The 24,527-nt window shown below is 63.5% G+C and carries 17 protein-coding genes; 8 read left to right on the top strand and 9 right to left on the bottom strand.

Annotation, left to right across the window (positions count from 1 at the left end; all coding sequences use genetic code 11):
* Positions 1-110: 110 nt before the first annotated feature.
* The 4 genes from HMPREF2527_RS08035 to HMPREF2527_RS08020 form a co-directional block, all read right to left on the bottom strand.
* On the bottom strand, positions 111-1,376 hold the full coding sequence (locus HMPREF2527_RS08035; RefSeq protein ID WP_070507622.1) for a DNA-methyltransferase: 1,266 nt from the start codon (positions 1,374-1,376) through the stop codon (positions 111-113).
* An 8-nt stretch (positions 1,377-1,384) separates the two neighbouring features.
* The gene (locus HMPREF2527_RS08030) at positions 1,385-3,070 is read right to left on the bottom strand and encodes a DEAD/DEAH box helicase (RefSeq protein WP_070507620.1); all 1,686 of its coding nucleotides are present in this window, start codon (positions 3,068-3,070) and stop codon (positions 1,385-1,387) included.
* A gap of 514 nt (positions 3,071-3,584) precedes the next feature.
* Positions 3,585-3,812, bottom strand: a complete 228-nt coding sequence (locus HMPREF2527_RS08025; protein ID WP_070507618.1) for a DUF3107 domain-containing protein — start codon at positions 3,810-3,812, stop codon at positions 3,585-3,587.
* A 214-nt stretch (positions 3,813-4,026) separates the two neighbouring features.
* Positions 4,027-5,289 carry a glutamyl-tRNA reductase gene (locus HMPREF2527_RS08020; protein WP_070507616.1) on the bottom strand — a complete coding sequence of 421 codons (1,263 nt, stop codon included), beginning with the start codon at positions 5,287-5,289 and terminating at the stop codon, positions 4,027-4,029.
* Between the two features lie 222 nt (positions 5,290-5,511).
* On the opposite strand from HMPREF2527_RS08020, the gene hemE reads away from it, so the two are divergent.
* The 7 genes from hemE to hemB all read left to right on the top strand — a co-directional run bounded on the left by hemE (position 5,512) and on the right by hemB (position 14,049).
* Entirely contained in the window at positions 5,512-6,711 is a 1,200-nt protein-coding gene (gene hemE, locus HMPREF2527_RS08015) for a uroporphyrinogen decarboxylase (protein ID WP_070507614.1), read from the top strand.
* A 141-nt stretch (positions 6,712-6,852) separates the two neighbouring features.
* Positions 6,853-8,403, top strand: a complete 1,551-nt coding sequence (gene hemG / locus HMPREF2527_RS08010; protein WP_049341863.1) for a protoporphyrinogen oxidase — start codon at positions 6,853-6,855, stop codon at positions 8,401-8,403.
* Positions 8,404-8,520: 117 nt separating this feature from the next.
* The gene (hemQ, locus tag HMPREF2527_RS08005; protein ID WP_070507612.1) at positions 8,521-9,342 is read left to right on the top strand and encodes a hydrogen peroxide-dependent heme synthase; all 822 of its coding nucleotides are present in this window, start codon (positions 8,521-8,523) and stop codon (positions 9,340-9,342) included.
* Positions 9,339-10,787 carry a ferrochelatase gene (locus HMPREF2527_RS08000; protein WP_070507610.1) on the top strand — a complete coding sequence of 483 codons (1,449 nt, stop codon included), beginning with the start codon at positions 9,339-9,341 and terminating at the stop codon, positions 10,785-10,787. The genes hemQ and HMPREF2527_RS08000 overlap by 4 nt, the downstream gene beginning before the upstream one ends.
* Before the next feature lie 184 nt (positions 10,788-10,971).
* Positions 10,972-12,105, top strand: coding sequence for a hydroxymethylbilane synthase (locus HMPREF2527_RS07995; RefSeq protein ID WP_070507608.1), 1,134 nt, complete (start codon positions 10,972-10,974; stop codon positions 12,103-12,105).
* Positions 12,106-12,110: 5 nt separating this feature from the next.
* Complete coding sequence (locus tag HMPREF2527_RS07990) at positions 12,111-12,992, top strand: uroporphyrinogen-III synthase (RefSeq protein ID WP_083294479.1); 882 nt, start codon at positions 12,111-12,113, stop codon at positions 12,990-12,992.
* Positions 12,993-13,047: 55 nt separating this feature from the next.
* On the top strand, positions 13,048-14,049 hold the full coding sequence (hemB, locus tag HMPREF2527_RS07985) for a porphobilinogen synthase (RefSeq protein ID WP_049358985.1): 1,002 nt from the start codon (positions 13,048-13,050) through the stop codon (positions 14,047-14,049).
* An 89-nt stretch (positions 14,050-14,138) separates the two neighbouring features.
* Here the strand turns inward: hemB and HMPREF2527_RS07980 are convergent, their stop codons facing one another.
* From HMPREF2527_RS07980 to HMPREF2527_RS07960, 5 genes are all read right to left on the bottom strand, one after another.
* Positions 14,139-15,311 (bottom strand): hypothetical protein, encoded by a 1,173-nt coding sequence (locus HMPREF2527_RS07980; protein ID WP_049349423.1) that lies wholly within the window; start codon positions 15,309-15,311, stop codon positions 14,139-14,141.
* Between the two features lie 131 nt (positions 15,312-15,442).
* The gene (locus HMPREF2527_RS07975) at positions 15,443-16,624 is read right to left on the bottom strand and encodes a hypothetical protein (protein WP_049349425.1); all 1,182 of its coding nucleotides are present in this window, start codon (positions 16,622-16,624) and stop codon (positions 15,443-15,445) included.
* Positions 16,625-16,656: 32 nt separating this feature from the next.
* On the bottom strand, positions 16,657-18,006 hold the full coding sequence (gene hemL, locus HMPREF2527_RS07970) for a glutamate-1-semialdehyde 2,1-aminomutase (RefSeq protein WP_049349427.1): 1,350 nt from the start codon (positions 18,004-18,006) through the stop codon (positions 16,657-16,659).
* Positions 18,007-18,215: 209 nt separating this feature from the next.
* On the bottom strand, positions 18,216-19,583 hold the full coding sequence (locus HMPREF2527_RS07965) for a threonine/serine exporter family protein (RefSeq protein ID WP_049354247.1): 1,368 nt from the start codon (positions 19,581-19,583) through the stop codon (positions 18,216-18,218).
* Positions 19,584-19,734: 151 nt separating this feature from the next.
* Positions 19,735-20,430: a 3'-5' exonuclease gene (locus HMPREF2527_RS07960; protein WP_012903182.1), complete on the bottom strand. Its 696-nt coding sequence runs from the start codon at positions 20,428-20,430 to the stop codon at positions 19,735-19,737.
* A 171-nt stretch (positions 20,431-20,601) separates the two neighbouring features.
* Between HMPREF2527_RS07960 and HMPREF2527_RS07955 the strand changes: the two genes are divergently transcribed.
* Positions 20,602-24,465, top strand: coding sequence for a UrvD/REP family ATP-dependent DNA helicase (locus HMPREF2527_RS07955; protein WP_049349432.1), 3,864 nt, complete (start codon positions 20,602-20,604; stop codon positions 24,463-24,465).
* Positions 24,466-24,527 lie beyond the last annotated feature (62 nt).

The raw sequence follows: 24,527 nt of genomic DNA, 5'->3' as shown, positions 1-24,527 counted from the left end.
CTTAGAACAGAACACTAGGGCAACGCAAAAGAGTGTGGGGCGGGTTCCTTATCGGGAACCCCGCCCCACACTCTTAACACGTGCTCTCACGAACGCCCAGAAAAGACAGCCTAGACGCTCTCACGCGAGGCATGATGCTGCAACACCGCACCCGCAGCAACCGCATCCCGCTGAGCCCGCGCCGCACGAGCCTTAGCCCGCGCCTGATGCTGACGCTGACGACGCAACTCATCACGACCATCAATACGCATCTTCTTATCCACCGCATCCATCGACCGGTGACGCACAAACCGGCACGACGCACCCTCAACCGGCTGCGTAGTCTCCGTGAGCGTATCCAACACAGCCTTCAACGCATGACGGCTCGCCGCCGTCAACGCATCACGACTCGTACCGCCACGAACACCCACCGTACGCTTCGGCGTGAACAGCACACTCGCCCCACGCGGAACACCACGATACTCAGCGAACGACACCGGATCCACGCCCAGGCGCTTAGCCATCACCTCAATAGCCGGCGGATTCTGATCCACACACACGAACTTACGACCCAGCTGAGCCGCCGCCGCACCCGTAGAACCAGAACCAGCGAAGAAATCCAACACCCAATCACCCGGGCGGGAACTCGCCGCAATCATGCGACGCAACAAACCCGTAGGCTTCTGCGTGGGATAACCCGTCTTCTCCTTACCCGTAGGCGACACAATAGTATGCCACCACACATCCGTAGGGAGCTTACCGCGAGAAGCCTTCTCCTCAGTCACCAAACCGGGAGCCATATATGGTTCACGATCAACCTCCGCAGTATTGAAGTAATAGCTGCGGTGATCCTTCGCGTACACCAAAATATTGTCGTGCTTCGTCGGCCAGCGGCGCGTAGACTTCGCACCGTAGTCATAAGCCCAAATCAGCTCATTAATGAAGTTCTCACGACCAAAAATCATGTCGCACATAATCTTCACATAATGAACCTCACGCCAATCCAGGTGCAGGTACAGGGTGCCGTCCTGCGCGAGCAGACGATGCGCCTGCTCAATACGCGGGGCTAGGAACGCCCAATAATCTTCGAACGAGTCGTTATAGCTCGCCAGAGTCTGCAGGGTGCTCGAATAGCTCTTGCCCTTAAAACCGGTGCGGTCACCCTTCTCAGAAGCCTCCGCGCTCAACGTGCGGCGCGTCTGCTTCTTACCCGTATTGAACGGCGGGTCAATGTAGATGACCGTGAATGCACCATCGGGCAGCTCACGCAGATACTCCAGGTTATCTGCCTGCACCAGCAGCGACGGGCCCTGCGGATCGAAAACAGTCGAATCCGTGCGGTTCGCCTCAGCAGCGGGGGAAGGCGCGGCGGGCGCCGGGGATGCTGAAATACCCAACCCCGGCCCTAGCCTTCAGAACCAGCACGGTCAGCGCCACGGCCCTTACCGCGAGAACCCTCAGAACGAGAGCCCTCAGCACGCGAGCCTTCAGAACGGCGGCGGGTGCGGCTGCGGCCCTCACCCTCCACGGGCTGACCCTCAACACGGCGGGTACGGCGACGCTGACGAGGCGCACGCTCAGAACGCTCGGAAGAACGCTCGGAACGCTCAGTGCGCTTGCGGCCCTCGGAACGGCTACGGCGCTCGCCGCGGCCCTCACCAGAACGACCCTCGCGGCCACCGTCACGACCGCCGCGAGAACGGCGCGAACCCTTCTCACCGTCACGACCGCCAGAACGGCCACCATCGCGGCCACCGCGAGAACGAGCCGAACGGCCATCACGCGAGTCGCGGGCGCTCTCAAAGAACTCGTCGCCCATGCCCTCAGCCACACGCTCCTCGCGCGGCAGACGGCCCTTAGTGCCAGCCGGAATGTTCAGATCATGGAACAGGTGCTCAGAGGAAGAATAGGTCTCAACCGGCTCGGGAACACCCAGCTCCAGGGCATCGTTAATGACCTTCCAACGCGGCAGATCATCCCAGTCAACCAGGGTGATGGCGGTACCCTCATTGCCGGCACGACCGGTACGGCCGGTACGGTGCAGGTAAGTCTTCTCATCCTCGGGCACGCGGTGGTTAATCACGTGGGTCACGTCTTCAACGTCAATACCGCGAGCCGCCACGTCGGTCGCAACCAGAATGTCGACCTTGCCGGTGCGGAACGCCTTCAGTGCCTGCTCACGCGCAACCTGGTTCAGGTCACCGTGCAGGGGAGCGGCAGCGAAGCCGCGGTTCACCAGCTCCTCCGCCACGCGGGCAGCGTCACGCTTGGTCTTGGTGAAGATGACGGTACGGCCGCGGCCGGTAGCGCGCAGAATGCGGCCAATCATCTCGTCCTTATCCAGGTGGTGCGCACGGTAGACGACCTGGCGGATCGACGCCTTAGTCTTCGAAGCGTCCTCGGGGTCAGCGGCGCTAATGCGCATGGGCTTGGTCATGTACTGGCGTGCCATCGCAATGACCGGGCCGGGCATGGTTGCGGAGAACAGCATGCTCTGGCGGTCCTCCGGCAGGTAGCTGAGGATCTTCTCAACCGACGGCTGGAAACCCAAATCCAGCATCTCGTCAGCCTCATCGAGAACCACAATCTTGACCTGCTTCAGGTTCAGGAAGCCCTGCTGGTACAGGTCGATAATGCGGCCGGGGGTACCCACCGCAACCTCCAGGCCGCGGCGCAGCAGCTCAGCCTGAGGCTCAATCGGCACACCGCCGTACAGGGTGGCGACGCGGGCGTTGCGCAGCTTCGCAGCAATCGCCAGGTCCTCACCCACCTGAATAGCAAGCTCACGGGTCGGAACCAGAATCAGCGCCTGAGGTGCGCCGGGGTACTCCAAATCAGCCCAGCCCTCATCGTCGCGGCCGACCACACGCTGAATGGTGGGCAGACCAAAGCCGAGGGTCTTACCGGTACCGGTCTTCGCCTGACCAATGATGTCCTGGCCAGACAGAGCCACGGGAAGAGTCAGTTCCTGGATGGGGAAGGGGGAAGTAATGCCAACCGCCGCGAGGGCGTCGCTAATATCCTGGCGAACGCCGAAGTCGGCGAAGGACTTTGCAGTCTGAGTGGTTTCCTGCGTGTTCGTTTCAGTCACTGGACCGTATCTTTCTACCCCTGCTCGGGGTGTGTTTCTCCCCGTAACGGGGTGTACCAGCCAGCGCCTCAATGGTGGAGGCGGTGACGGGCGGGCGTCGAAAGCCGGCCGCGGGAAATTCTTACACGGGAAATTCTTACCGAGACGCCGCCTGCACACATGCTCAATACACATGGTTAGTGCTCATGGTTGATTCATGATGAGAAGGCGGTGCAGCCTCGGGGTCTTGAAAGGGGTACGACCGGTCATTCACTTAACCCCTCAATATTAACCCGGATTTGCTTCCGGTGCACCCCCAACCGGTTGTGGTGTGCGCCCGTGATGGGCGATATACCGCCCCAAAACCGGGTATTGCGAGGATTTTGTGCGGGTGGTTTAAAACGCAAACCCCCGCATTCGGCACGGCGTAACCATACGGTGCATAAGATGCACGCACAGCGCATAAAGCGTGGTTACGCATCGTGACGGATGCGGGGGAAAGCTCAAGCTAAAGGGGGTTCAGCTACCGAACTAATTAGGCGCCGATACCGAAACCAACGTGACGCTTAGCGTCGGAACCCAGCTCGACATAGCCAATCTGAGCGCCAGAAATCAGGGTGGTGTTGCCCTTATCATCCATAATCTGCAGCAGCGAGCCATCCTCAATAGCCTTCGAGACCTTCTCCATGAGGATTTCCTTAGCCTCACTGGTCTCAACAATAATTTCACGAGCAATGTGGCGAATGCCAATCTTGATTTCCATGAGTCTCCTCGCAGAATAGTCCGGCACAGCCAAACGTGCGCCGGGTATGGGAACTGTCTTATCTAGCATCTACTCTAGCGTGAATACGCCCATCGGCACCGTGAACGGGCGATACTTCGCCCGGGGCTAATAAAATAGGCTAATAAAATACTCGCCGCCGGATGCGCGAAAATGCGCGCGAAAAATGCCGGGAAGAGCGGGGGAGGGGAGACTCCTAAGACTCCTCCACCTGAATACCGTAGAGGGTCTCCAGCGCCTGCACGTAATCCTCTGCGCGGCCCTCCGACGCCAGCTTCTTGGCGCGCACTGTCGGGGTGTGCAGCAGGGACTTCACCATGCGGCGCATCGCCAGCTCAAACTGCTCCGTCGCCGCACCGCAACCAAACTGGTTACGTACCTTCTCCAGCTCAGAATCCAGCACATCCATAGTGTGCGAGCGCAGCGCAACAATCGCGGAGTCAATCGTGCGGGAGCGCTGACGAGACACAAACGCCGCCAGCTCAGACTCCACAATGCGCGTAGCCGTCGCCACGGATTCCTCGGTCTCCTCGGGGGCGGCAAGGCGCACCGACTCGAGGGTAATCAGCTCAACATTCGGCAGGTCAGCGACCGACGGATCAAAGTCACGCGAAAGCGCCAGGTCGAGAATCGTGTGGTGGCCGCCCGGAATCTGCTCGGGAAGTAGCGGGTCGGATCCGCCGGAGCAACCAATAATGACGTCGGCAGAAGCCATCGCCTGTTCCATGCCGTCCACCGGCACCGCAGAAACCTCGCGCTTTGCCGCGAACTCGGCGGCGCGACCAGAACGGGAATTGACCCAAATATCGGTGCAACCGCGCTCGCGCAACGCCGCAATGGTTGCACCCGCATAAGCACCCGTACCAAAAATTAGGGCGCGTCGGGTCGACCAGTCCTTCTCGGCAACCTCATCCGCAAGATCCAGGGCAACAGACACAATCGAGCGGCCCTGGGCGCCAAGCGCCGTGTGCTGACCTACCTGACGAGCCGTATGCGCCGCATGCTCAAACAGCTGCACCAGCTCACCGGGAAGAGCCACACCCTCCTCCTGAGCCTTCGCCTGCGCGGCGGCCAGCGCGCGGCGTACCTGACCGGTGATTTCGCGCTCGCCGACCACGGCAGATTCCAGGCCGGAGGCGACCGTCAGCAGGTGGCGTGCCGCTTCCTCGTCTGCGTACACGTCGAAACTGGTATTGACCAGTTCCTTGTCCAGGCCGGAGGTTTGCGCAATCGAATCAACAATCAGCTCACGAACCATGTGCACATGCGCAGAGACGTGCAGCTGAACATACATTTCAAGACGGTTACAGGTGGCAAGAACTACTGCACCCTTAACACCGAGTTGACGTGCGATATCCGCCGCCAGAACATCGGGTACGCCAGAGGCACCGGCGCTCAACGCAGCGACGGTGGTCAAATCAACGGTGTGGTGCGATGCCACAAATGCATAAGTACTCACTAGAGACTAATCATAACCACGCCGACTAAGCCCCTGTAAAGCTCATAGAACCTAAGTTCCATCATCGTAGGGGGCAAGAAAATCTGCGCGGTGGGGGATGCGGGCACGAAGAGTAGGCACGAACTAAGGTGTCCCTCACTGCTAAGAAAGCCATCATTAGGTAAGAGTCACCATGACATAGTGTCGCAAAAACGCCCACATAAACCTGTCACACTAGAGACTATGAGCGAAAACCAGCACACCACCCCCGCATCGGAAAAGGGCCCCGCGTCGGCACAGGGCACCGCACAGGCACCCGCCCTGCCCGCACACCCCACCGACGCCCAGCGACCCCTGCTCACCGACGAGCAGCTCGCACACCTACCCGCCAACCACCCCCTGCGCGCAGGCACCACCGCCGACTCGCCCATGCTCCGCGCCCTCACCGGCCGCCCCTCCAGCCACCGACCCGTCTGGTTCATGCGCCAGGCAGGCCGCTCCCTGCCCGAATACCGCCAGGTACGCGAAGGCATCCCCATGCTGGACGCATGCCTCACCCCCGACCTCGCCGCAGAAATCACCGTGCAGCCCGTCCGCCGCCACAAGGTCGACGCCGGCATCTTCTTCTCCGACATCGTCATCCCCATGAAGCTCGCGGGCGTCAACGTCGACATCGTGCCCGGTAAGGGCCCCGTACTCGACCAGCCCGTACGCACCCTCGACGAGGTGCGCGCCCTGCCCGAACTCAAAGACAGCGACCTCGACCCCATCCGCGAAGCCGTCGCCGCCGCCGTAGAAATGCTCGGCGACACCCCGCTCATCGGCTTCGCCGGAGCCCCCTTCACCGTCGCCGCCTACATGGTCGAAGGCGGCCCCTCCCGCGACCACCTGCGCCCGCGCACCATGATGCACGCCGACCCCGCCGCCTGGCACGAACTCGCCGCCTGGGCAGCCCGCACCGCAGGCCAGTTCCTGCGCGCACAGATCGAGGCGGGCGCATCCGCCGTGCAGCTCTTCGACTCCTGGGCAGGCTCCCTCGGCGAAAGCGACTACCGCCGCTACGTGCAGGCACACTCCGCAACCGCCCTCGATATGGTGCGCGAATACGGCGTGCCGCGCATCCACTTCGGCACCGGCACCGCCGCCCTGCTGCCCGCCATGCACGAAGCCGGCGCAGACGTCATCGGCGTGGACTACCGCCTGCCGCTGTCCGCAGCGAACACCCTACTCAACGGCGCCGTACCCCTGCAGGGCAACATCGACCCGGCACTGCTCGCCGCAGGCAACGAAAACCTCTACGCACACGTAGACGAAGTGCTCGCAGAAGGCAACGCCGCCCCCTCGCACGTGGTCAACCTCGGCCACGGCGTACCCCCGACCACCGACCCGCAGGTGCTCACCGACCTCGTGGCATATATCCACGAACGCACCGCGCAGGCATAGGATAAATAACGATAAATAGACGGCGCAGATGCCGGACACCCTCCGGCATCTGCACCGAACATCTGCACCCCGAACCAACCACCACACCCGTTACCCCCCCCAAGGGCAACTCCACCGCAGACAGACCGAAGGAGAACCACCATGGGCCACACCAACCAGGCACCGCACCGCACCGCACAGGTCAGTTCCTCCGCCGCGCCCCAGAACGCACGAGCTTTCACCCGCAACGAGAAGGCACCCACCGCCATCGTCATCGGCGGCGGCCCCTCCGGCCTGATCTCCGCACGCCGCCTCGCCGCAGCCGGTATGCGCGTCACCCTGCTCGAACAGCGTCACCACCTTGGCGGTGCCGTTGGTGCCCACGAAGTTGGCGGCCTTCTGCTGGACTCCGGCGCAGAATCCTTCGCAACCCGCAGCCCCATTGTCAGCGACCTCGTCAAGGAACTCGGCCTGGGCGACCAGATCGTCACCCCCAACTCCTACGGCTCCTGGCTGTACCTGCCGCAGGGCGCCCGTCGCACCCCCAGCACCGGCATCATGGGCATCCCCGGCAATGTGAACGATAAATCGCTGATCCCCGTCATCGGTAAGAACGGTCTGCGCCGCGCCCAGGTGGACAAGTTCCTGCCCGTCTCCGCAGGCGAGAACGCGAAGACCCTCGGTGAGCTCGTGCGCATCCGCATGGGCCAGAAAGTGCTCGACAACCTCGTCGCACCCGTCGTGTCCGGCGTGTACTCCACCCACCCCGACAAGCTCGACGTCGATGCGACCATCCCCGGTCTGCGCGAAGCCTTCCGCAAGCACCGCTCCCTCTCCGCCGCAGCGCACGCTTTCCGCTCGGCAGCCCCCGCAGGGTCACAGGTCGCCGGTATCGTGGGCGGCATGAACCAGCTGTCCGAACGTCTCGTCGAAGACCTGTACGCCGCTGGCGTTCGCATCGTCACCGGATTCGACGTCATCGCCGTTGACCGCGACGAATCCACCGGCCAGTGGTTCATCATCCAGCGCCACACCACCGACGGCGAAAACACCCCCCTCTACGCCGACTACCTGGTGCTCGCCACCGACGGCCCGACCGTGGCACGACTCATCGGCCCGCACGTCTCCACCGCCCTACCCGCCATGGAACCCGGCCCCGAAGTCGCCCTCGTCACCCTCGTCGTCGACGCCCCCGCCCTGGACAAGCACCCCCGCGGTACCGGCCTGCTCGTCTCCGAAGAAGCCACCGCCGTACGCGCCAAGGCACTCACCCACGCCACCGCCAAATGGCAGTGGGTCGCCGAGGCCGCAGGCCCCGGACGCCACGTTGTGCGCCTCTCCTACGGCCGCGGCGGCGAAGACTCCCGCTTCTCCGAAGTCGCCCTCGCAGACGAGCAGCTCATCACCCTCGCCCTGCGCGACGCAAGCCGCATGATGGACGTAGCCCTCACCCACAACAACCTCGTTGACGCGGACGTCGTACGCTGGCGCGGTGTACTACCCGCCTCCACCCCCGGCCACCGCGACCGAGTCAAGGAATTCCGCGAACGCGCCAGCGAACTCGGAACCCTCAGCACCGTCGGCTCCTGGGCGGCAGGCTCCGGCCTGGTCTTAACCGTCAAAGACACCTACGAACAGATCGACCGCCTCATCTACCACGCGGCACAGGACTGGGAAGGCGTCACCGCACCCAAGGCCGCAACCGCCAAGTAGACGGCGCAGCGGCGGCAGAAGCTCAGCCAGTAACTAGACCAAAAAATTGAGAAAACGCGCAGCTACGGAAGCCGCGCCTCCAGCACAGCGAACCCTCGCTGAAGAAAGGAACACACAATGTCTCACGATCACGCAGCACACGGCCACGGCGGCGCACACGGCGCAGGTCAGGGCGGCTACACCCACGCAGGCCACGGCTACGGCGGCGCACCCAAGGGCTACGCAGTCCAGCACTCCGCAGCTGACGAGAACCGCCGCGGTCGCGAAGAAGGCGAAACCCTGCACTACGCCCTGTACACTGTGTTCGCACGCTCCGGCGCACGCCCCGCAGAGTCCAACACCGACGAGGCACGCGCCGAGTTCGAGAAGGTCGTAGAACAGCTCGCAGCAGAGGGCGTGACCCTGCGCGGCATCTACGACGTCTCCGCAATGCGCGACAACGCAGACGTCATGATCTGGACCCACGGCGCAACCCCCGAAAAGCTGCAGGCAGCAGTCCGCAAGATCCGCCGCACCGCACTCTTCGCAGGCACCACCATCGTCTGGTCCACCATGGGCGTACACCGCGAAGCAGAGTTCACCCGCAACCACGCACCCGCCTACGCACGCGGCAAGGCACCCGAAGCATGGGTCTGCGTCTACCCCTTCGTACGCTCCTACGACTGGTACTACATGAACCCCGAACGCCGCGCAGAAATGCTCAAGAACCACGGCATGAAGGCAATCGACTTCCCGCAGGTTCTGGCAAACACCGTCGCAGCATTCGGCATGAACGACTACGAGTGGGTCCTCGCCCTCGAAGCACCCGAACTCGTTGACCTCGTCGACATGATGCGCCACTTCCGCAACACCGAGGCCCGCCTGCACGTGCGCGAGGAAACCCCCTTCTACACCGGCCGCCGCATCGGCGCAGACGAAGTAGCAGAGGTTCTGGCGTGAGCCATCAGCCGAATGACGGCGTAACCCTCAACGGCACGCTCCTGCCGGACGACGTGGTACCCAACCGCACCGACCCGGCGAACACCGCCTCCAACGGCCCCGCCGCGCTCAACGAGCAGACCCTCGGTGACTACCGAAGCGAACGCAGCATCACCCGTGACCGTGCCGAAGAGGTACGCCCCTACGACCTGGTGATTCTCTCCTCCTTCGGTGGCCCCGAGGGGCAGGAGGACGTCATCCCGTTCCTGCGCAACGTGACCGCCGGCCGCGGTATTCCGGATGAGCGCCTCGAAGAGGTCGCCACCCACTACCGCGCCAACGGTGGCGTCTCGCCGATTAACGAGCAGAACCGTGCCCTGCTCGCCGCACTGCAACAGGCGCTCGCTGAGCGCGGCCCGCGCATCCCGATCACCTGGGCGAACCGCAACTGGAAGCCCTACGTGAAGGACGTGCTCGCCGAAGCCTACGAGAACGGGCACCGTAATGTGCTCGTGCTGGCGACCAGCGCCTACCCCGGCTACTCGAGCTGCCGCCAGTACCGTGAGGACTACGGCATGGCGATTGAGCAGCTCGGCCTGGAAGGTCGCGTGCACGTGGGTAAGATTCGTCAGTTCTTTGACGTGCCCGGCTTCTCCCGCGCTTTCGCTGACGGGCTGAAGGACGGTCTGGCAACGGTGCGTGAGCAGCTTGCCGCACGCGATAGCGGTTCGCTGAACCCGCGCCTGCGCATCATGTTCTGCACCCACTCGGTGCCGACCTCCGCGGCGAATGAGGCAGGTCCGCGCGGCGTGAACTACGAGGGCGGCTCCGCCTACGTGGAGAAGCACCTGCAGGTCGCCCGCGCCGTGCTTTCGCTGGTTCGCGATGAGGCCCCGCAGCTTCTGCAGAACGTCGAATGGGAGCTGGTGTATCAGTCCCGTTCCGGCCCGCCGTCCATGCCGTGGCTGGAACCGGACGTCAACGACGCCCTGGAGGCGCTACCCACCCCCGCCAACCCGGCGGAGGATGGCGAAGCCCCCGTGGAAGGCGTCGTGCTGGTGCCCCTCGGATTCGTCTCCGACCACATGGAAGTCAAGTGGGATTTGGACACCGAGGCGCTGGACACCTGCGAACGCCTGGGCGTGGTCGCCGTGCGCACCCCCACCCCCGGCACGCATCCGGCGTACGTGGAGTCGCTGCGCCGCCTCATTGAGGAGCGCGTGGAGAACAGCGTTTCAGCCGACCTGCGCCCCGAACGTGAGAGCGTCCTCGCCCCGAGCGCGAGCGGTCAGTACGGCTGGTTCGACGAGTGCGAACCCGGCTGCTGCAAGCCCGGTCGTGGCGCGCCGAAGCCGGTCATCGCCGAATACGCAGCCGGTGCTGACGGCGCTGAGGACAGCGCTTCTGAGAACGCACCCGCCAGCCGCTCCGGTGGATGCGGCTCCGGCGGATGCTGCTCCCACTAACACCACCCCTGTAGCTCCGGCTCGCCCCAACACCCCCTGACCGGGGCGTGCGGGCGGGTCGGAGCGCACGTGCCTACAGGCTACCCCCAGAATTTAGACAAACACACAGCGTCGCAAACACACAGCCTTTGGGGGAAACGCACACGCCTACGGGCTATCACACACATCACCGAAAAGGAGAGATATGAGCCATCACGAGTACATCTTGGGCACCCGCGGGTCTGCTCTCGCCCTGACCCAAAGCCGTATTGCCGCTGAAACCGTCACCTCCCTCTACACCGAACACCAGGCACACCACGGCGCCGCAGATGCCGAGGTTGTGGACTTCACCCTGCGCACCGTCAAAACTGAAGGCGACGTGCTCACCGGCCCCCTGGCGACTCTCGGCGGCACCGGCGTATTCGCTGCGGCACTGCGCCAGCGTCTGCTCGACGGTGAGAACGCCTCCGAAGAAAACCGTGTGGACATGGCAGTACACTCCCTCAAGGACCTGCCCTCCGCGCCCTGCCCCGGCCTGGTGGTCGCCGCAACCCTCAAGCGTGAAGACCCCCGCGACGCCCTCGTGGCACGCGACGGCCTGACCGTCGACACCCTGCCGGAGGGCGCCCGCGTGGGCACCGGTTCGCCGCGCCGCGCCGCCCAGCTGCGCGCCCTACGTCCCGACCTTGAAATCGTTGACATCCGCGGTAACGTGGGCACCCGCATCGGCCGTGTGAAGGGCCTTGAAAAGCACGCCGGTAAGCAGGTCGTACTCCGCCAGAACGCTGAAACCTCCGAACGCGCCGACCACGGCGTAGGCACCGAACGCAGCGGTGACTGCGACGCCGTGGTGCTCGCCGTCTCCGGCCTCAAGCGCCTGGGCAAGGAAGAACTCATCACCGAGTACCTTGACCCCACCCGCATGCTGCCCGCCCCCGGCCAGGGTGCGCTCGCCCTGGAAGTGCGCGAAAGCGAATTCGAGAACCCGGACCCCGCCGTGCTCGCCGACCCCGAGGTAGCGCGCCCGGTGCGTGCCCTCGGCCGTGCCCTGCTCGCCGCAAACCACCACGAAACCCGCCTCGCCGTCAGCGCCGAACGTGCCCTGCTGCGCCGCCTCGAAGCCGGATGCGCCGCACCCATCGGCGCGTACGCGCACGTGGTTGAAGGCGACCTGGTGCTTAACGTTGTGGTGGCGTCCCCGGACGGCACCGACATGCTGCGCCACACCTCGGCAACCGCCGAACTGGATGTGCCCGGCGCCGAACGCCTGGGCGTGCGCGTGGCAGAAGACCTGCTGCAGATGGGTGCCGCCGCCCTGGCCGGATTGGATCTGAAGTAGGCGCCATGTCTGCCGCTAGTCCGCACGCTGAGTCCGCGCCAGCTGAGTCACCGGAAATTGATACCCCGCGCACGGTTCTGCTGACCCGCTCCGCCGCCCAGGGCGCCGCCTTCGCACGCGCCCTCGCAGAGGAATGTGCCCAGAACCGCCTGGGGGAGCCCCGGGTACTCTTCGCCCCGCTACAGCAGGCACGCACCGTCAAGCCGGACGCAGACCACGCCGCCGCGCTGGAGGCGCTCGCTTCCGGTCACTATGCGTGGGTGAGCTTCACGAGCGCCAACACGGTTCGCACCTGCGCCGAGCTGTGGGGTGCGGAGTTTGCACCCGCCTGCGCGAGCGGGGGAGTGCGCATCGCCTGCGTGGGTACGGCAACCGCCCGCGCCGTGCACACCCAGCTGGGGCTGAACACGGATTTTCAGCCGCAGGTGCAGAGCGCCGCCGGTATGCTCGCGGAGTTTGAAAAGCCTGCAACCGAGCCCGCCGCCGTGCTGGTTCTGGAAGGCTCCAACGCCCGACCGACCCTGCGCGAAGGCCTCAAAAACCTGGGCTGGGACAGCCACCGCTGCGTGCTCTACGACATGGTGCCCGCCGAGCAGGTAGCACCCGGCGAGCTGAGCCTCAGTGCCGCCCGCGCGCTCGTACAGGGGAATGCCGCAGATGCCCCCGCCCCGGAAACCCCAGCGCTGGATGTGCTGGTGGTGACCGCCCCCTCCCGCCTGCACGCCCTACTCGACGGCACCCCCGCGCTATCGCCTGAATCTGTGCCGCCGGTGGTGGCAATTGGGGCGAGTACCGCCTCCGCATGCCGCGCCCTGAACCTGCGCTACGTGCAGGCCGATTCGCCGTCACCGCAGGATTTGGCGCGCGCCGCTGTATCCCTCATGTAGGCGCATCCCTCATCTACTAAGACCACATATTTTTATCGAGTTTTCAGGAGAGATCATGAACCTCACCCGCCGCCCGCGCCGCCTGCGCACCACCGCAGCCATGCGCTCCCTCGTCGCTGAGACCACCCTGCGCCCCGCGCAGCTGATTCAGGTGTTCTTCGTTCGCGACGGCATCGACGAGCCGCAGCCGATTCGTTCGATGCCCGGTCAGTACCAGCACACCCTGGAGAGCATCATCCCCGCCGTGCGTGAGGCGTACGAGGCGGGCATCCGCTGCATTGACCTGTTCGGTATTCCCCGCGATGAGGATAAGGACGAGGTCGGCTCGACTGCGTGGGATCCGCAGGGCATTCTGAACCGTGCCATTGCGGTGTGCCGTGAGGAGTTCGGCGATGACCTGGTGGTTATGGCTGATACCTGCCTGGATGAGTTCACGAGCCACGGTCACTGCGGCGTGCTGGTTGATAACGGTCACGGCACCCTCGTAGTGGATAACGATCAGACCGTGGAGCTGTACTGCAAGATGGCGGTTTCGCAGGCTCGCGCGGGTGCGCACACGGTGTCCCCGTCGGGCATGATGGACGGCCAGATCGCGGCGATGCGTGCTGCCCTGGACGAGGCCGGCTTTGAGGATGTGTCGATTCTGGCGTATTCGGCGAAGTACGCTTCTGCGTTCTTCGGCCCGTTCCGTGACGCGGTAGAGTCGACCTTCAAGGGCGACCGTAAGACCTACCAGCAGGATCCGGCGAACCGCCGCGAGTCGCTGCTGGAGGTGCGTGCTGACCTGGAGGAGGGCGCGGATATGGTGATGGTGAAGCCTGCCGGTAGCTACCTGGATATTGTGCGTGAGGTGGCGGAGTTTTCGCCGGTGCCGGTGGCGGCGTATCAGGTGTCGGGTGAGTACGCGATGATTGAGGCTGCTGCGGCGAACGGCTGGATTGACCGTAAGGCTGTGGCGCTGGAGTCGCTGCGCTCGATTCATCGTGCCGGTGCGGATGTCATCTTGACCTACTACGGTACGGAGGCGGCACGCTGGCTCCGCGAGCAGGACGCCTAACCCCTCCCTGTTAGACGCTGAGAAGCCACATGTGTTTCGAAAAGCCACGTCTTATGTGGCTTCTCGAAACACATGTGGCTTCTCGCCGTTTATGATTGTTCTTCGCTGACTGGCTTGTACCCGAGGGAGGTACACACAACGTTGCCGTTGGTGAAGTATTCCGCGAGCTTTTCGCGGTCGGCGGGGGAGCGCAGGTCCGCCCAGCGTTCCTGCTCCAGGTAGAACGCAACCTGGGAGGTCAGGCAGACGACCCGCTCATCGTGTACCGCCACAATGTGCCTGCGCAGCCACGGCATACGCTTGGCAAGGTTCGGCGGGATTCTGGACGGCACCTTGATTTCTATCTGCCACTGCGAGGGCTCGTAGAAGGTCGGCTTGATCTGTTCGGGGTTCTTCGGGAAGACGCAGAACTCCTCAATATCGGTGTATCTGTACTTCTTCGCGGGTAGGAAAAGCCGCCCGACGTAGAACGAGTCGGGGTTGAACAGCAGGTACCGCCTCATATAAACCCACCGAGTTACTGCAGTTACGGTGGTAACAATTGCCAGCGTTATGGAAGCTCCACCAATGGGCATTGGCTGAACACCTAGAACTGTCCAACCGACAAGCGAATAGAAGAAGACGATGAGAGCCACAACCAACACAAAGTGGGTTTCAACGTAGAAATCATTCTTTGCCCGAACCGGTTTAGCTTGAGGATGAGCCCCATTCGGCACAGCAAAAACGTTGAGACGCATCAACGCTGTGCTATAGATTTGAGGCAACCCGGCTGTCATGTCATCCGTATCGATGCTGCGGGCTTTACGCCAAGTGCGGCGACCTGAACGTGCACCCACGAACACCATGTAGAACGGCAACAACAGAGCCGGTAGCAGAATGCCATTATGGGCAATATCTGTGTACAGACGAAAGATGGACCGTGCGACAAGGCATGCCCACACATACATGAGCACGTGGAACCACGCCTCAATCGAGGAGATACCGTATACGCTATCGATTTCTTTGCGGGCACGGGTGAGGTTAGAGCGCAGTTTATGTTTTGGTAGCGGGTTACCCTCCAGGGAACGACGTTCGGCATACCTCATTGCATTGTTGACGGGGGAGCCGTAACGGGCGATGTAGAGCTCCTTCGCCTTTTCCGTGCTGATTGTTGCGGGGTGAGTGATAGCGGGTACTATGCATAACCCTATGTAAACGATAAAGGCGATGAGCCATATGTAGCGCAACGGCTCTAGGGGTATCCCAAAAGCGCTTAGCTCCATGAATTGTCCTCTCTACGGGTATCGGTGATGGTGTGTCTACGGTGCTGAGAAGCCACATGTGTTTCGAAAAGCAACATAAAACGTGGCTTCTCGAAACACATGTGGCTTCTCGCGGTATGTAGGCTACAGGTTTACTTGTACTGCGCCTTCTGGAAGGACGCGCGGCGTGCCGCCTCCTCCGCATGCTTACCGGCAGGCTTGTACCCCATGGTCGTGCAGATCACGCGGCCGTCCACGAAGTACTTCGCCAACATTTCACGGTCCGCCGGCGAATCCAGCTGCGCCCAGCGTCCCTGCTCAATATTGAACGCAATCTGCGCCACCAAACAATCAATCTGGTGCTCATTCAGCGAATAGTCGTGCTTGCGGCCGCCGGGGAGCAGAATCTCCAGCGTCCACTGGCTCGCGTCCTTCGGGTTCAGCTTGATAGCGTCCGGGTTCTTCGGGTACACACGGAATGCGCGAACCTCAGAGTAGGGGCGGGACTTCGCCGGAAGGAGCAGACGCCCAGCCTGGAACGAATCCGGGTTGTACAGCACGTAATCGCGGCTACGCATCAGCAATATGATAATCAGCAGAACGCCCGCCGCCAGCAAGAACCAGGATGCGTGACCGATATAGATCGCTTCCCAATCCTCGTCAATGCTCCAGCCCGCCAACGAAACCAGGAAGACCGAGGCGAGCAGGAACGCAATACCGCCGAGGATCCAGTAGGCGGTGCGGTCGTCACGGATCGGCTCTACACCCGGCACCGTGCCGCGCACACGGAACGGTGCGCTCAGCTTACCCAGCGTCGCCGAGTAGATGCGCGGCATGCCCAGCACACGGTCGTCCTTGCTGTATCCGCGAACTGCACGCCACTGACGGCGGCCAATACGCGCACCCAGGTACACCATGAGGAACGGCAGAATCAGCGCCGGTAGTACAACACCGTCGTACACGATATCCCAGTACAGGGTGAAGATAGAGACCGCCACAATCCAGCCCCACAGGTACATGACCACGTGGAACCAGCCGCTAAACACGCCGGCGCCCTCAATAGAATCCAGCTTCTTCTTCGCCTTCTTCGTGGCGCTACCCTTGCGGGAGGAGCTCAGCGGCGCACCCATCGCGGTGCGTTCCGCGGTGGCGCGGCGCGCCTCATCAACGGGCGAGCCGGACACCTCAAGGTACAGTTCGGCTGCCTTCTCCTTCTTGATGGGCACCGGGTAGGCGATATCCACCAGCAGGCACAAGCCCAGGTACACCATGAAGGCGATCAGCCACACGTCGCGTAGCTGCTCCATAGGCAGTCCCAGAGCGCTCAGATCCATGAGCGGCTCACCTCCTTACGTCTCTCAAACTCCTACGCGGATGCGGCAGCAGCTGCGGCAGCCGGAAGAGCCGAGATGATACGGTCCATCGCCTCATCGTCGTGGGCGGCAGAAACGAACCACGCCTCGAACGCGCTCGGCGGCAGGTACACTCCGGATTCGAGCATGGAGTGGAAGAACGCGTTGTAACGGCTGGTTGCCGACGCCTTGATGTCGGCGTAGTTGTGCACGCCCTCCTGAGAGGTGCCAAACGCGACCGAGAAGAGGTTACCGGCGTTCTGGATGGAGTGGTCCACACCGGCGGCGTTGAACGCCTCGGTCAGAGCCTGCTGCAGCTGGGCGCTGCGGGCATCCAGGTGCGCGTAAACGGCGGCATCAGCCAGGGTCAGGGTCGTAATACCCGCCGCGACGGACAGCGGGTTACCGGAGAGGGTACCCGCCTGGTAGACGGGGCCGACCGGCGCCAGGTGCTCCATGACCTCACGCTTACCAGCCAGCGCCGCGATGGGCATACCGCCACCAATGACCTTGCCGAACGTGAAAATATCGGGAACCCAGCCGCCATCCTCGGGGGCCGCGTAACCCCAGTAACCAGCCGAAGACACACGGAAACCGGTCAGCACCTCATCAAAAATGACGAGCGCACCATTCGCGTGAGCAATCTCGTGCAGGCCACGGTTGAAACCGGGCTCGGGGGTCACCACACCCATGTTGCAGGGCGCCGCCTCAGTAATAACCGCGGCAATCTGACCCTCGTGGTTTGCGAACGCCTCACGCACAGCGTCCAGGTCGTTATAGGGCAGAACGATGGTCTCCGCGGCGGTTGCGGCAGTCACGCCAGCAGAACCCGGCAACGCCAGGGTAGCCACACCCGAACCAGCCTCGGAAAGCAGCGCATCCACGTGACCGTGGTAGCAGCCCGCGAACTTAATAATCTTGTCGCGACCGGTCACACCGCGCGCCAGACGAATCGCAGTCATGGTCGCCTCAGTACCGGTCGACACCATACGCACCTGATCAATAGCGCCGGGAATCGCCGCGTTAATACGGTTGACCACCAGCTCAGCCAGCTCAGCCTCCGGCGCGCTCGCCGCACCAAAGGACAGGCCGCGCTCAGCCGCCTGCTGAACCGCCTCAACAACCTGAGGATGCGCATGACCCAGAATCGACGGGCCCCACGAGCAGACCAGGTCAACGTACTCGTTGCCGTCCGCATCGTACAGGTACGCGCCCTTAGCCTTCGCGGCAAACGCGGGGGTGCCGCCCACAGAATTGAAAGCACGCACCGGGGAATTCACGCCGCCGGGAATCACCGCGCGAGAACGCTCAAACAGCTTCTCGCTGGCTTCGTGGTGCAGCGGGTGGGTAGAGGAAGGAGTCATCGTATCGGTGCCTTTCAACAGAGACGGCGAACTAAAGAATTACAAGGGACGATGCGCACCAGGCAACGGAGCCCGCACGCCACTAGCGTCCCGTACCTAACCATCATAGGCGCTACAGATGAACCGCAGGTGACAAGCACCTGAACGTACCGAAAGGTGACGATAAAACACAACAGACAAGTTAGGGAACAGAGAGGACGCGCAACGCGCTAACGCAGGTGCCGGTCGGTATCCAGGCGGTTCAGAACCTGGGTGTCCTGATCGAACAGCCAGTTCTTGTCGAAGATTAGACGCACGAAGGCCAGGCCCATACCCAACGCCATGAAAATCAGCAGGGACTGCACGAAACCGCTTGCCGCCGAGTACATGTCACCGCTAGCAAAATGCGACATCGAACGGTAGAACGGAACACCCGGAACCATCGTCACCACCGCCGGAACCGACAGGGAAATACGGGTGTACTTGCGCTGATGCAGCGGCGCCACAATCTCAGCCAAAATACCCACACCAAACACGGCAATCGTCGCCGCCATATGCGCGGGCATACCAGCCTCAACCATGTGAATACGGATGGGGTTCGCCACCGCAGCAATCACGCCACCCCACACGCACGCCACTGGGGAAGCGGCAAAAAGCATCGCGAAGCCAGCCGCCGCAACACCCGAGGAAAGCACCTGCAACACCAAATACAGGGTCGGATCCAGGTTAAGAGGCGCAGGAGCCGCCAACGGCAGGTGGAAGAGCGAACCCAAAACCCACACCGCAAACGACGCACTCAGCAACAACAAACCCACATAGGTTAGACGCGAAATACCCGCCAAAAAGTCCATGCGGGAAATATCGAGCATGCCCGTCACCATGGGGAAACCGGGCACCAAGAACAGTACCGACGAAATAAAACCAATCATATGGTTCGGGCTAATCCAACCCGCCGCGACCAGCACATTAACAAGCGCAATGTACAGGCCCGCCGCCAGGAAGCCGCACGCCATCCACGTTGCCAAATGGCTCACCCCGCGCTTGAGCAGAGTCGAACGCAAAAACTGGCCGGCACCCGCCGCGAAGAACACCACCGTGCACTCCACCAGACCGCCACGGTTTAGGAACGCGAACCCGGCACACGCCACCGCCGACGCCAGCGCCAACATCCAGCGGGTGTACAGAGGCTTCGCCGAATCAATAAGGTCAAGCTCGGCGTTCGCCTCCGCAGGGGTGATCTTTTCAGGAAGCTCAGAAATGAACTTACCCAACTGATCCAGCTTATGAGCGTTAATGCCCATCGTGCGCTGCTCAGCGACCTCGGTACGGAAATTACCGTCAGTGTACGAAGAAGTCGAAATCTCGGTGAAGGTCACCTGCGCGTGATGCTCCTTCAACCCCACAGCCTTCGCCAAACGCGCCATCGACGCCTTAATACGGTATGCGCTCGCACCCGACTTCATCAGGATGCGGCCCAGGCGGAGCACCACCTGCGACTGCGCCACCAGGTGCTCATGAGCCAGACGGGTAGACCCCAGATAAATACTGCGCGTATTAGTGTCAGGGTACGGCTCGGTAGTGCGGGGCTGATCATCCATGAGAGGCCTTCCGGGTCGTGCTATTCACGTGCTATTCGTGTAGGTGCGGTTACCTTCTAGCATAGGGGAGAAGCCCCTGCGGGGATAGTGTCAGCCCGTCAGTAAAGGAGAGGTGTTTGGGGATGCTGCCTAGGTTTTTAGCGGCGCAGTTTTATCGGCGCACCGGCCAGCGGCCGTCAATGACCTCAGATTCCTTACCCGGCTGCGTTCGCAACCACGCCTGGAAGCTCGCCGCCTGCTCCGCCGCCCACTGAATCTGCTGCTCGTGCAGCTGGCGCGCATCCACGTTGAGAACCTCGGGGAACTGCTCGGTCAGCTTCACCAGCAGACGCTCCGCCGCCAGGGCATCATCAGCGGACGTGTGCGCATTCTCCAGGGAGACACCGTACTCGGCGGCAAGGACCTCAAGGGTGCGCTTGCCGCGCTTACGCGGAATCACGTGCTTATGCAGAACGTACGGGTCGAGCACCACACCCGGCGGCAGCTCACCGTTGGCAATATTGTGGCGCAGCATCTCGTGGTGCAGCACCGAAAAATCGTAGGCGGCATTGAACGCAATAATCGGCACACCGTCAAGGTTCAGTGCACCAATCGCGCCGGCAAGCTCCCACACGACCTCGCGGGCGGGGCGGCCGTGCTCACGCGCGTACTCAGTCGTAATACCGTGCACGGCGGCGGCACCGGCGGGGATCTCAACGCCGGGGTCGGCAAGCCACTCGCCACGGCGCACCACATTACCCTGAGGGTCCAGCAGGATTAGGGAAGCAGTCACGATGCGGGCGGTGGTGACGTCCACACCGGTGGTTTCAAGGTCAAAAGTGGCGCGCAGGCCGTTCATCCAGGTCATGCTATAAGACTAACCCAGCGGCGGTGCGGGCGCGCGCCCGGTTGTCACGCGGCTGTGGATAAACCCTCGGCGGGGCGGCATATTAAGTCACCGAGGCGGCACATAAGCAGCTGACGAGCCCACATGACCACCCACAAGGTACAACCGCGCTACAGCCGATAGACTGAAACCATGACAACCCAACTTCTCACCGGCATCCCCGGAACCGGTAAAACCCATCACCTCACCGAACGCGCCCTGCGCTACCTCGCCGACGGGAACGACCCCGCCCGGCTGCTCATCCTCGCACCCACCCGCACCGCTGCGACCCGCATGCGAGACACCATCGCCGCCTCCAGCGACCGCAGCCTCTCCGTAGCACCCACCCGCGCCTGGGCAGCATACGCCTTCGACCTGCTCAAACGAGCCCAAACCCGGGGGCTGCTCAGCGGCGTAGAAGGCAACCTCAAACTCCTCTCCGGCCCCGAACAAGACGTCATCATCGGCGAACTACTCGCCAACCACGCCGAAGGCATCGCACCCGGCCCCGCCTGGCCCGACGTACTCCGCGACGCCCTCGCAACCCGCGGATTCCGCCACGAAATCCGCGACTTCTTCGACCGCATGGCAGAATACGACCTCACCGCCGAAGACGTACACGCCCTCGCCACCGAACACAACCAGCCCGCCTGGCACGCCCTCGCCCAACTGCACACCGAATACCGTGCCGTGCGAGCCCTCCGCGCCAAAAACGCCTACGACCCGGCAGTACTCATCAACGACGCCTGCCGGCTACTGCTGCGTGCCCCCGAATTTCTCGCCGAAGAACGCCGCCGCTACGACCTGATCCTCATCGACGACGTGCAGGAACTCAGCCCCTCCATCTACCGGCTACTGCGCCTCATCGCCGCCGAAGTCGCCCCCGCAGACGCCGCGCACCTGACCGAAACCCACCCCGACCTCTTCGCTGAAGGCCCTCGGGTTGTCATGACCTACAGCGATGAAGCCGTCGTCCAGGGCTTCCGAGGCGCCCGCCCCGACCTCGTCACCACCCTGCAGGCAAGCTTCCCGAGCATGCGCACCCGCACGCTCACCACCTCGTACCGCCTGCCCGCGCTCATGATGCCGCTCGTGGCGGACATTCGCCGCCGCTTGCCGCGCTACACCCGGTTCGTGCCGCTCACCGCCGAACAGGCAGGGGAGAAGAACAGCGCGCAGGAGGGGGTAAAGAACGGTGCGCCCGCAACCTTCGGACGCATCAACACCACCCCCGCCGATGAAGCCCTCACCTGGGGCGCCGCCGACGAACCGCTGCTGCACCTGGGTGCCGACGGCAAAATCCTCGACCCCGCGCACTACCGCACCGCACCCGCTGGCGTGTATAAGTATGCGCTTTCCAGCTCTCAGGACGAGGCGAACCTCATCGCCCAAATGCTGCTCGAAGAACGCATCTACGGCAACCACCCCTACCGCGAGTCCGCCATCATCGTGCGTAGCAGCGCGGACGTGGCGCGCATCCGCCGCGTGCTCTCCTCGAACGGTATTCCCTCGCGTACCTCCGCGGCGCTCGTGCCGGTGCGCGACGAGCCCGCCGTACGCCCCTTCCTCGACGCGCTCAGCCTGCTCGTCTACGCACGCAAGCGCGGCGAGAAGGCGCTGAACCCCGCCGTGCATATGCTCGCCGCAGAAGGTGCAGAAGGTACGGAGGCAGCGGAGCGTGGCGGCTACGAAACCCTCAGCGCCACCGAAGCTGAAGAGCTCATGCGCCGAAGCCTCGACGACGTCATCGCCGAAGAAAGCCGCGCCAACCCCCTCGGCGGCGCGCAGAGCGCCATCACCCTGCTCACCTCCCGGCTCGGCGGCGCATCCAGCATGGACGTGCGACGACTCCGCCAGCAGCTACGATCCATCGAACTGCAAAGCGGTGGACACCGACCCAGCGACGACCTGCTCCTCGGCGCCCTGCTACACCCCGAAACCCTCCCCGAAGAGGGCGTAGGACGCGCCGTGCACCGTATCGCAGCCGTGCTCTCCGCCGGACGTAAAGCACTCGCCCGCCCCGAATCCACCAGCACCGAAGTGCTCTGGGCGCTCTGGGAAGCCAGCGGCCTCGAAAAGACCTGGGTCGCCCAGTCGCGCGGCGCAGGCCCCGATGCCGACGCGGCCCACCGCAACCTCGACGCCATGATCGGCCTCTTTGAAGCCGCCGACCGATTCGACGAGCAGATGCACGGCGCCGGTGCTGAGCAGTTCCTCGACTTCATCGACGCGCAGGACCTGCCCATGGACACCCTCGCCGCCCGCGGCGTACGCCAAGACGCGGTCGAGATTCTCACCCCCGCGCTCGCCGCAGGTCAGTCCTGGCGCACCGTATATGTATGCGGTCTGCAGGAAGGAACCTGGCCCAACACCACCGTGCGAGGCTCCCTGCTGAGCACCGGCGACCTTACGGACCTGTGCGATGCACGCCTCCGCCAGCGCGCCCAGCAGGCAGAACAACATGCGGGGGAGAGCGAGCAGCCTGTGCCGCCCGCCCGCATCCGCAGCTACCCCGAACGCGTGCGCGACACCCGCCACGACGAGCTGCGCATGTTCGCCGTCGCCGCCACCCGAGCCAGCACCCGCCTCGTGCTCACCGCCGTACGCAATGACGATCAGGCACCCGGCGAGTTCTTCGACTTCGTGCTACCCACCGACGCGGTTGGCGAATCCACGGACGTGCCCATCACCCGCGTGCGCCGCCCCGCCACCCTGCGTTCCCTCGTGGCGGAGCTTCGCCGCACCCTCGTTGAGGAATCGATGAACGCGATGCGTGCCGAAGACGCCCAGCAGGAGGACACACAGCAGAACGGCGCGCCAATGCACAACGCGCCGGAAGAGGCGCCCACCCCGGAGGCTTCCGCGTACCGACTCGATGCCGCCTCCCGCACTCTGGCGCGTCTGGCGAACGCCCAGGCACCCGGCGCCGCACCCGACGAGTGGTGGGGTCTGCTACCGCTTTCTAGCACGGAGCTGCTCTTTGCCCACCGCCCGGCAGACCACGCTGAGCTGGACGAAAACCATGGCGAAGACGGCGAAGAACAGGCTGAAAACCCCGGCCGCCGCACGATTACGCTTTCGCCCTCGCGCCTGGAAACCATCCACAGCTCCCCGCTGGACTGGCTGGTTTCCGCCGCCCGCGCGGAAGCCCAAACCGACCTGTCCCGCTCGCTCGGAACGCTCGTTCACGCCATCGCCGAGGAGTACCCGACCGGCACCCTCGAAGAGCTCCAAACCGCCCTCGACGAGCGCATTAGCTCCCTCGGCGTGCCCGCCCGCAAGGACGATGAGACCGATGAAGAGTACCGCGAGCGCGTGCCCTGGGAATCCTACGCCCTCTACGAGCGCGCCAAGCGCATGATTCTGCGCCTGAGCTACTACTACCGTCAGCACATGGGCGACGCCGGCTGGCAGAACCTCGGTGTTGAAGGCTCCTTCGCGGTGCGTGTGCCCGTGCCCTTCGACCCCGCCGGTGAGGTTGGCGAGCTGGATGCGCTGCTCACCGGTCGTGTGGACCGCCTCGAGGGTACCGCCCCGGCGGAGGACGGCACCCGCCGCTACGCCATTGTCGATCTGAAAACCGGCAAGTCTAAGCCGACCGGCTCGGAGATGGAGACGCATCCGCAGCTTGCCGCCTACCAGGTTGCGGTGGAGGCTGGCGCGGGTGAGCAGCTGGAGGAGCGTTACCGCGCCGAAGCCGCCGCCCTGGAGGCGGGCGAACCGCTACCGGATGCCCGCCCCCAGGAGCTGGAGTACACCGGCTACACGGGTCATTCCGCAGGCGCGGCGCTGGTGCAGCTGGGCGCCTCGGGCGTGAATGACGAGAGCAAGACTCGTCTGCAGGTTCAGCCGGCTCTGACGGAGCACGATTCGTGGGCGGCTGAGCTGGTGCAGCACGCCGCGGAGCTGATTGCTGGCTCGCAGGTGCAGGCTCGTCACCGTGAGGGCGGCTATGGGTGCCGTCTGCCGGAGATCTGCCCGATCTGTACGCGCGGCCGTCAGGTGACGCAGCCCTAGTAGCCGCGTACCCTACGTTTACTTTCGATATCACTCACCCCGAACCTCCCATGAGAATGATC

The sequence above is a fragment of the Rothia sp. HMSC071B01 genome (assembly GCF_001808945.1).
GTDB lineage: Bacteria > Actinomycetota > Actinomycetes > Actinomycetales > Micrococcaceae > Rothia.
The sequence above is the reverse complement of the archived record's forward strand: the minus strand, read 5'-3'. Positions and strand labels throughout refer to the sequence as shown.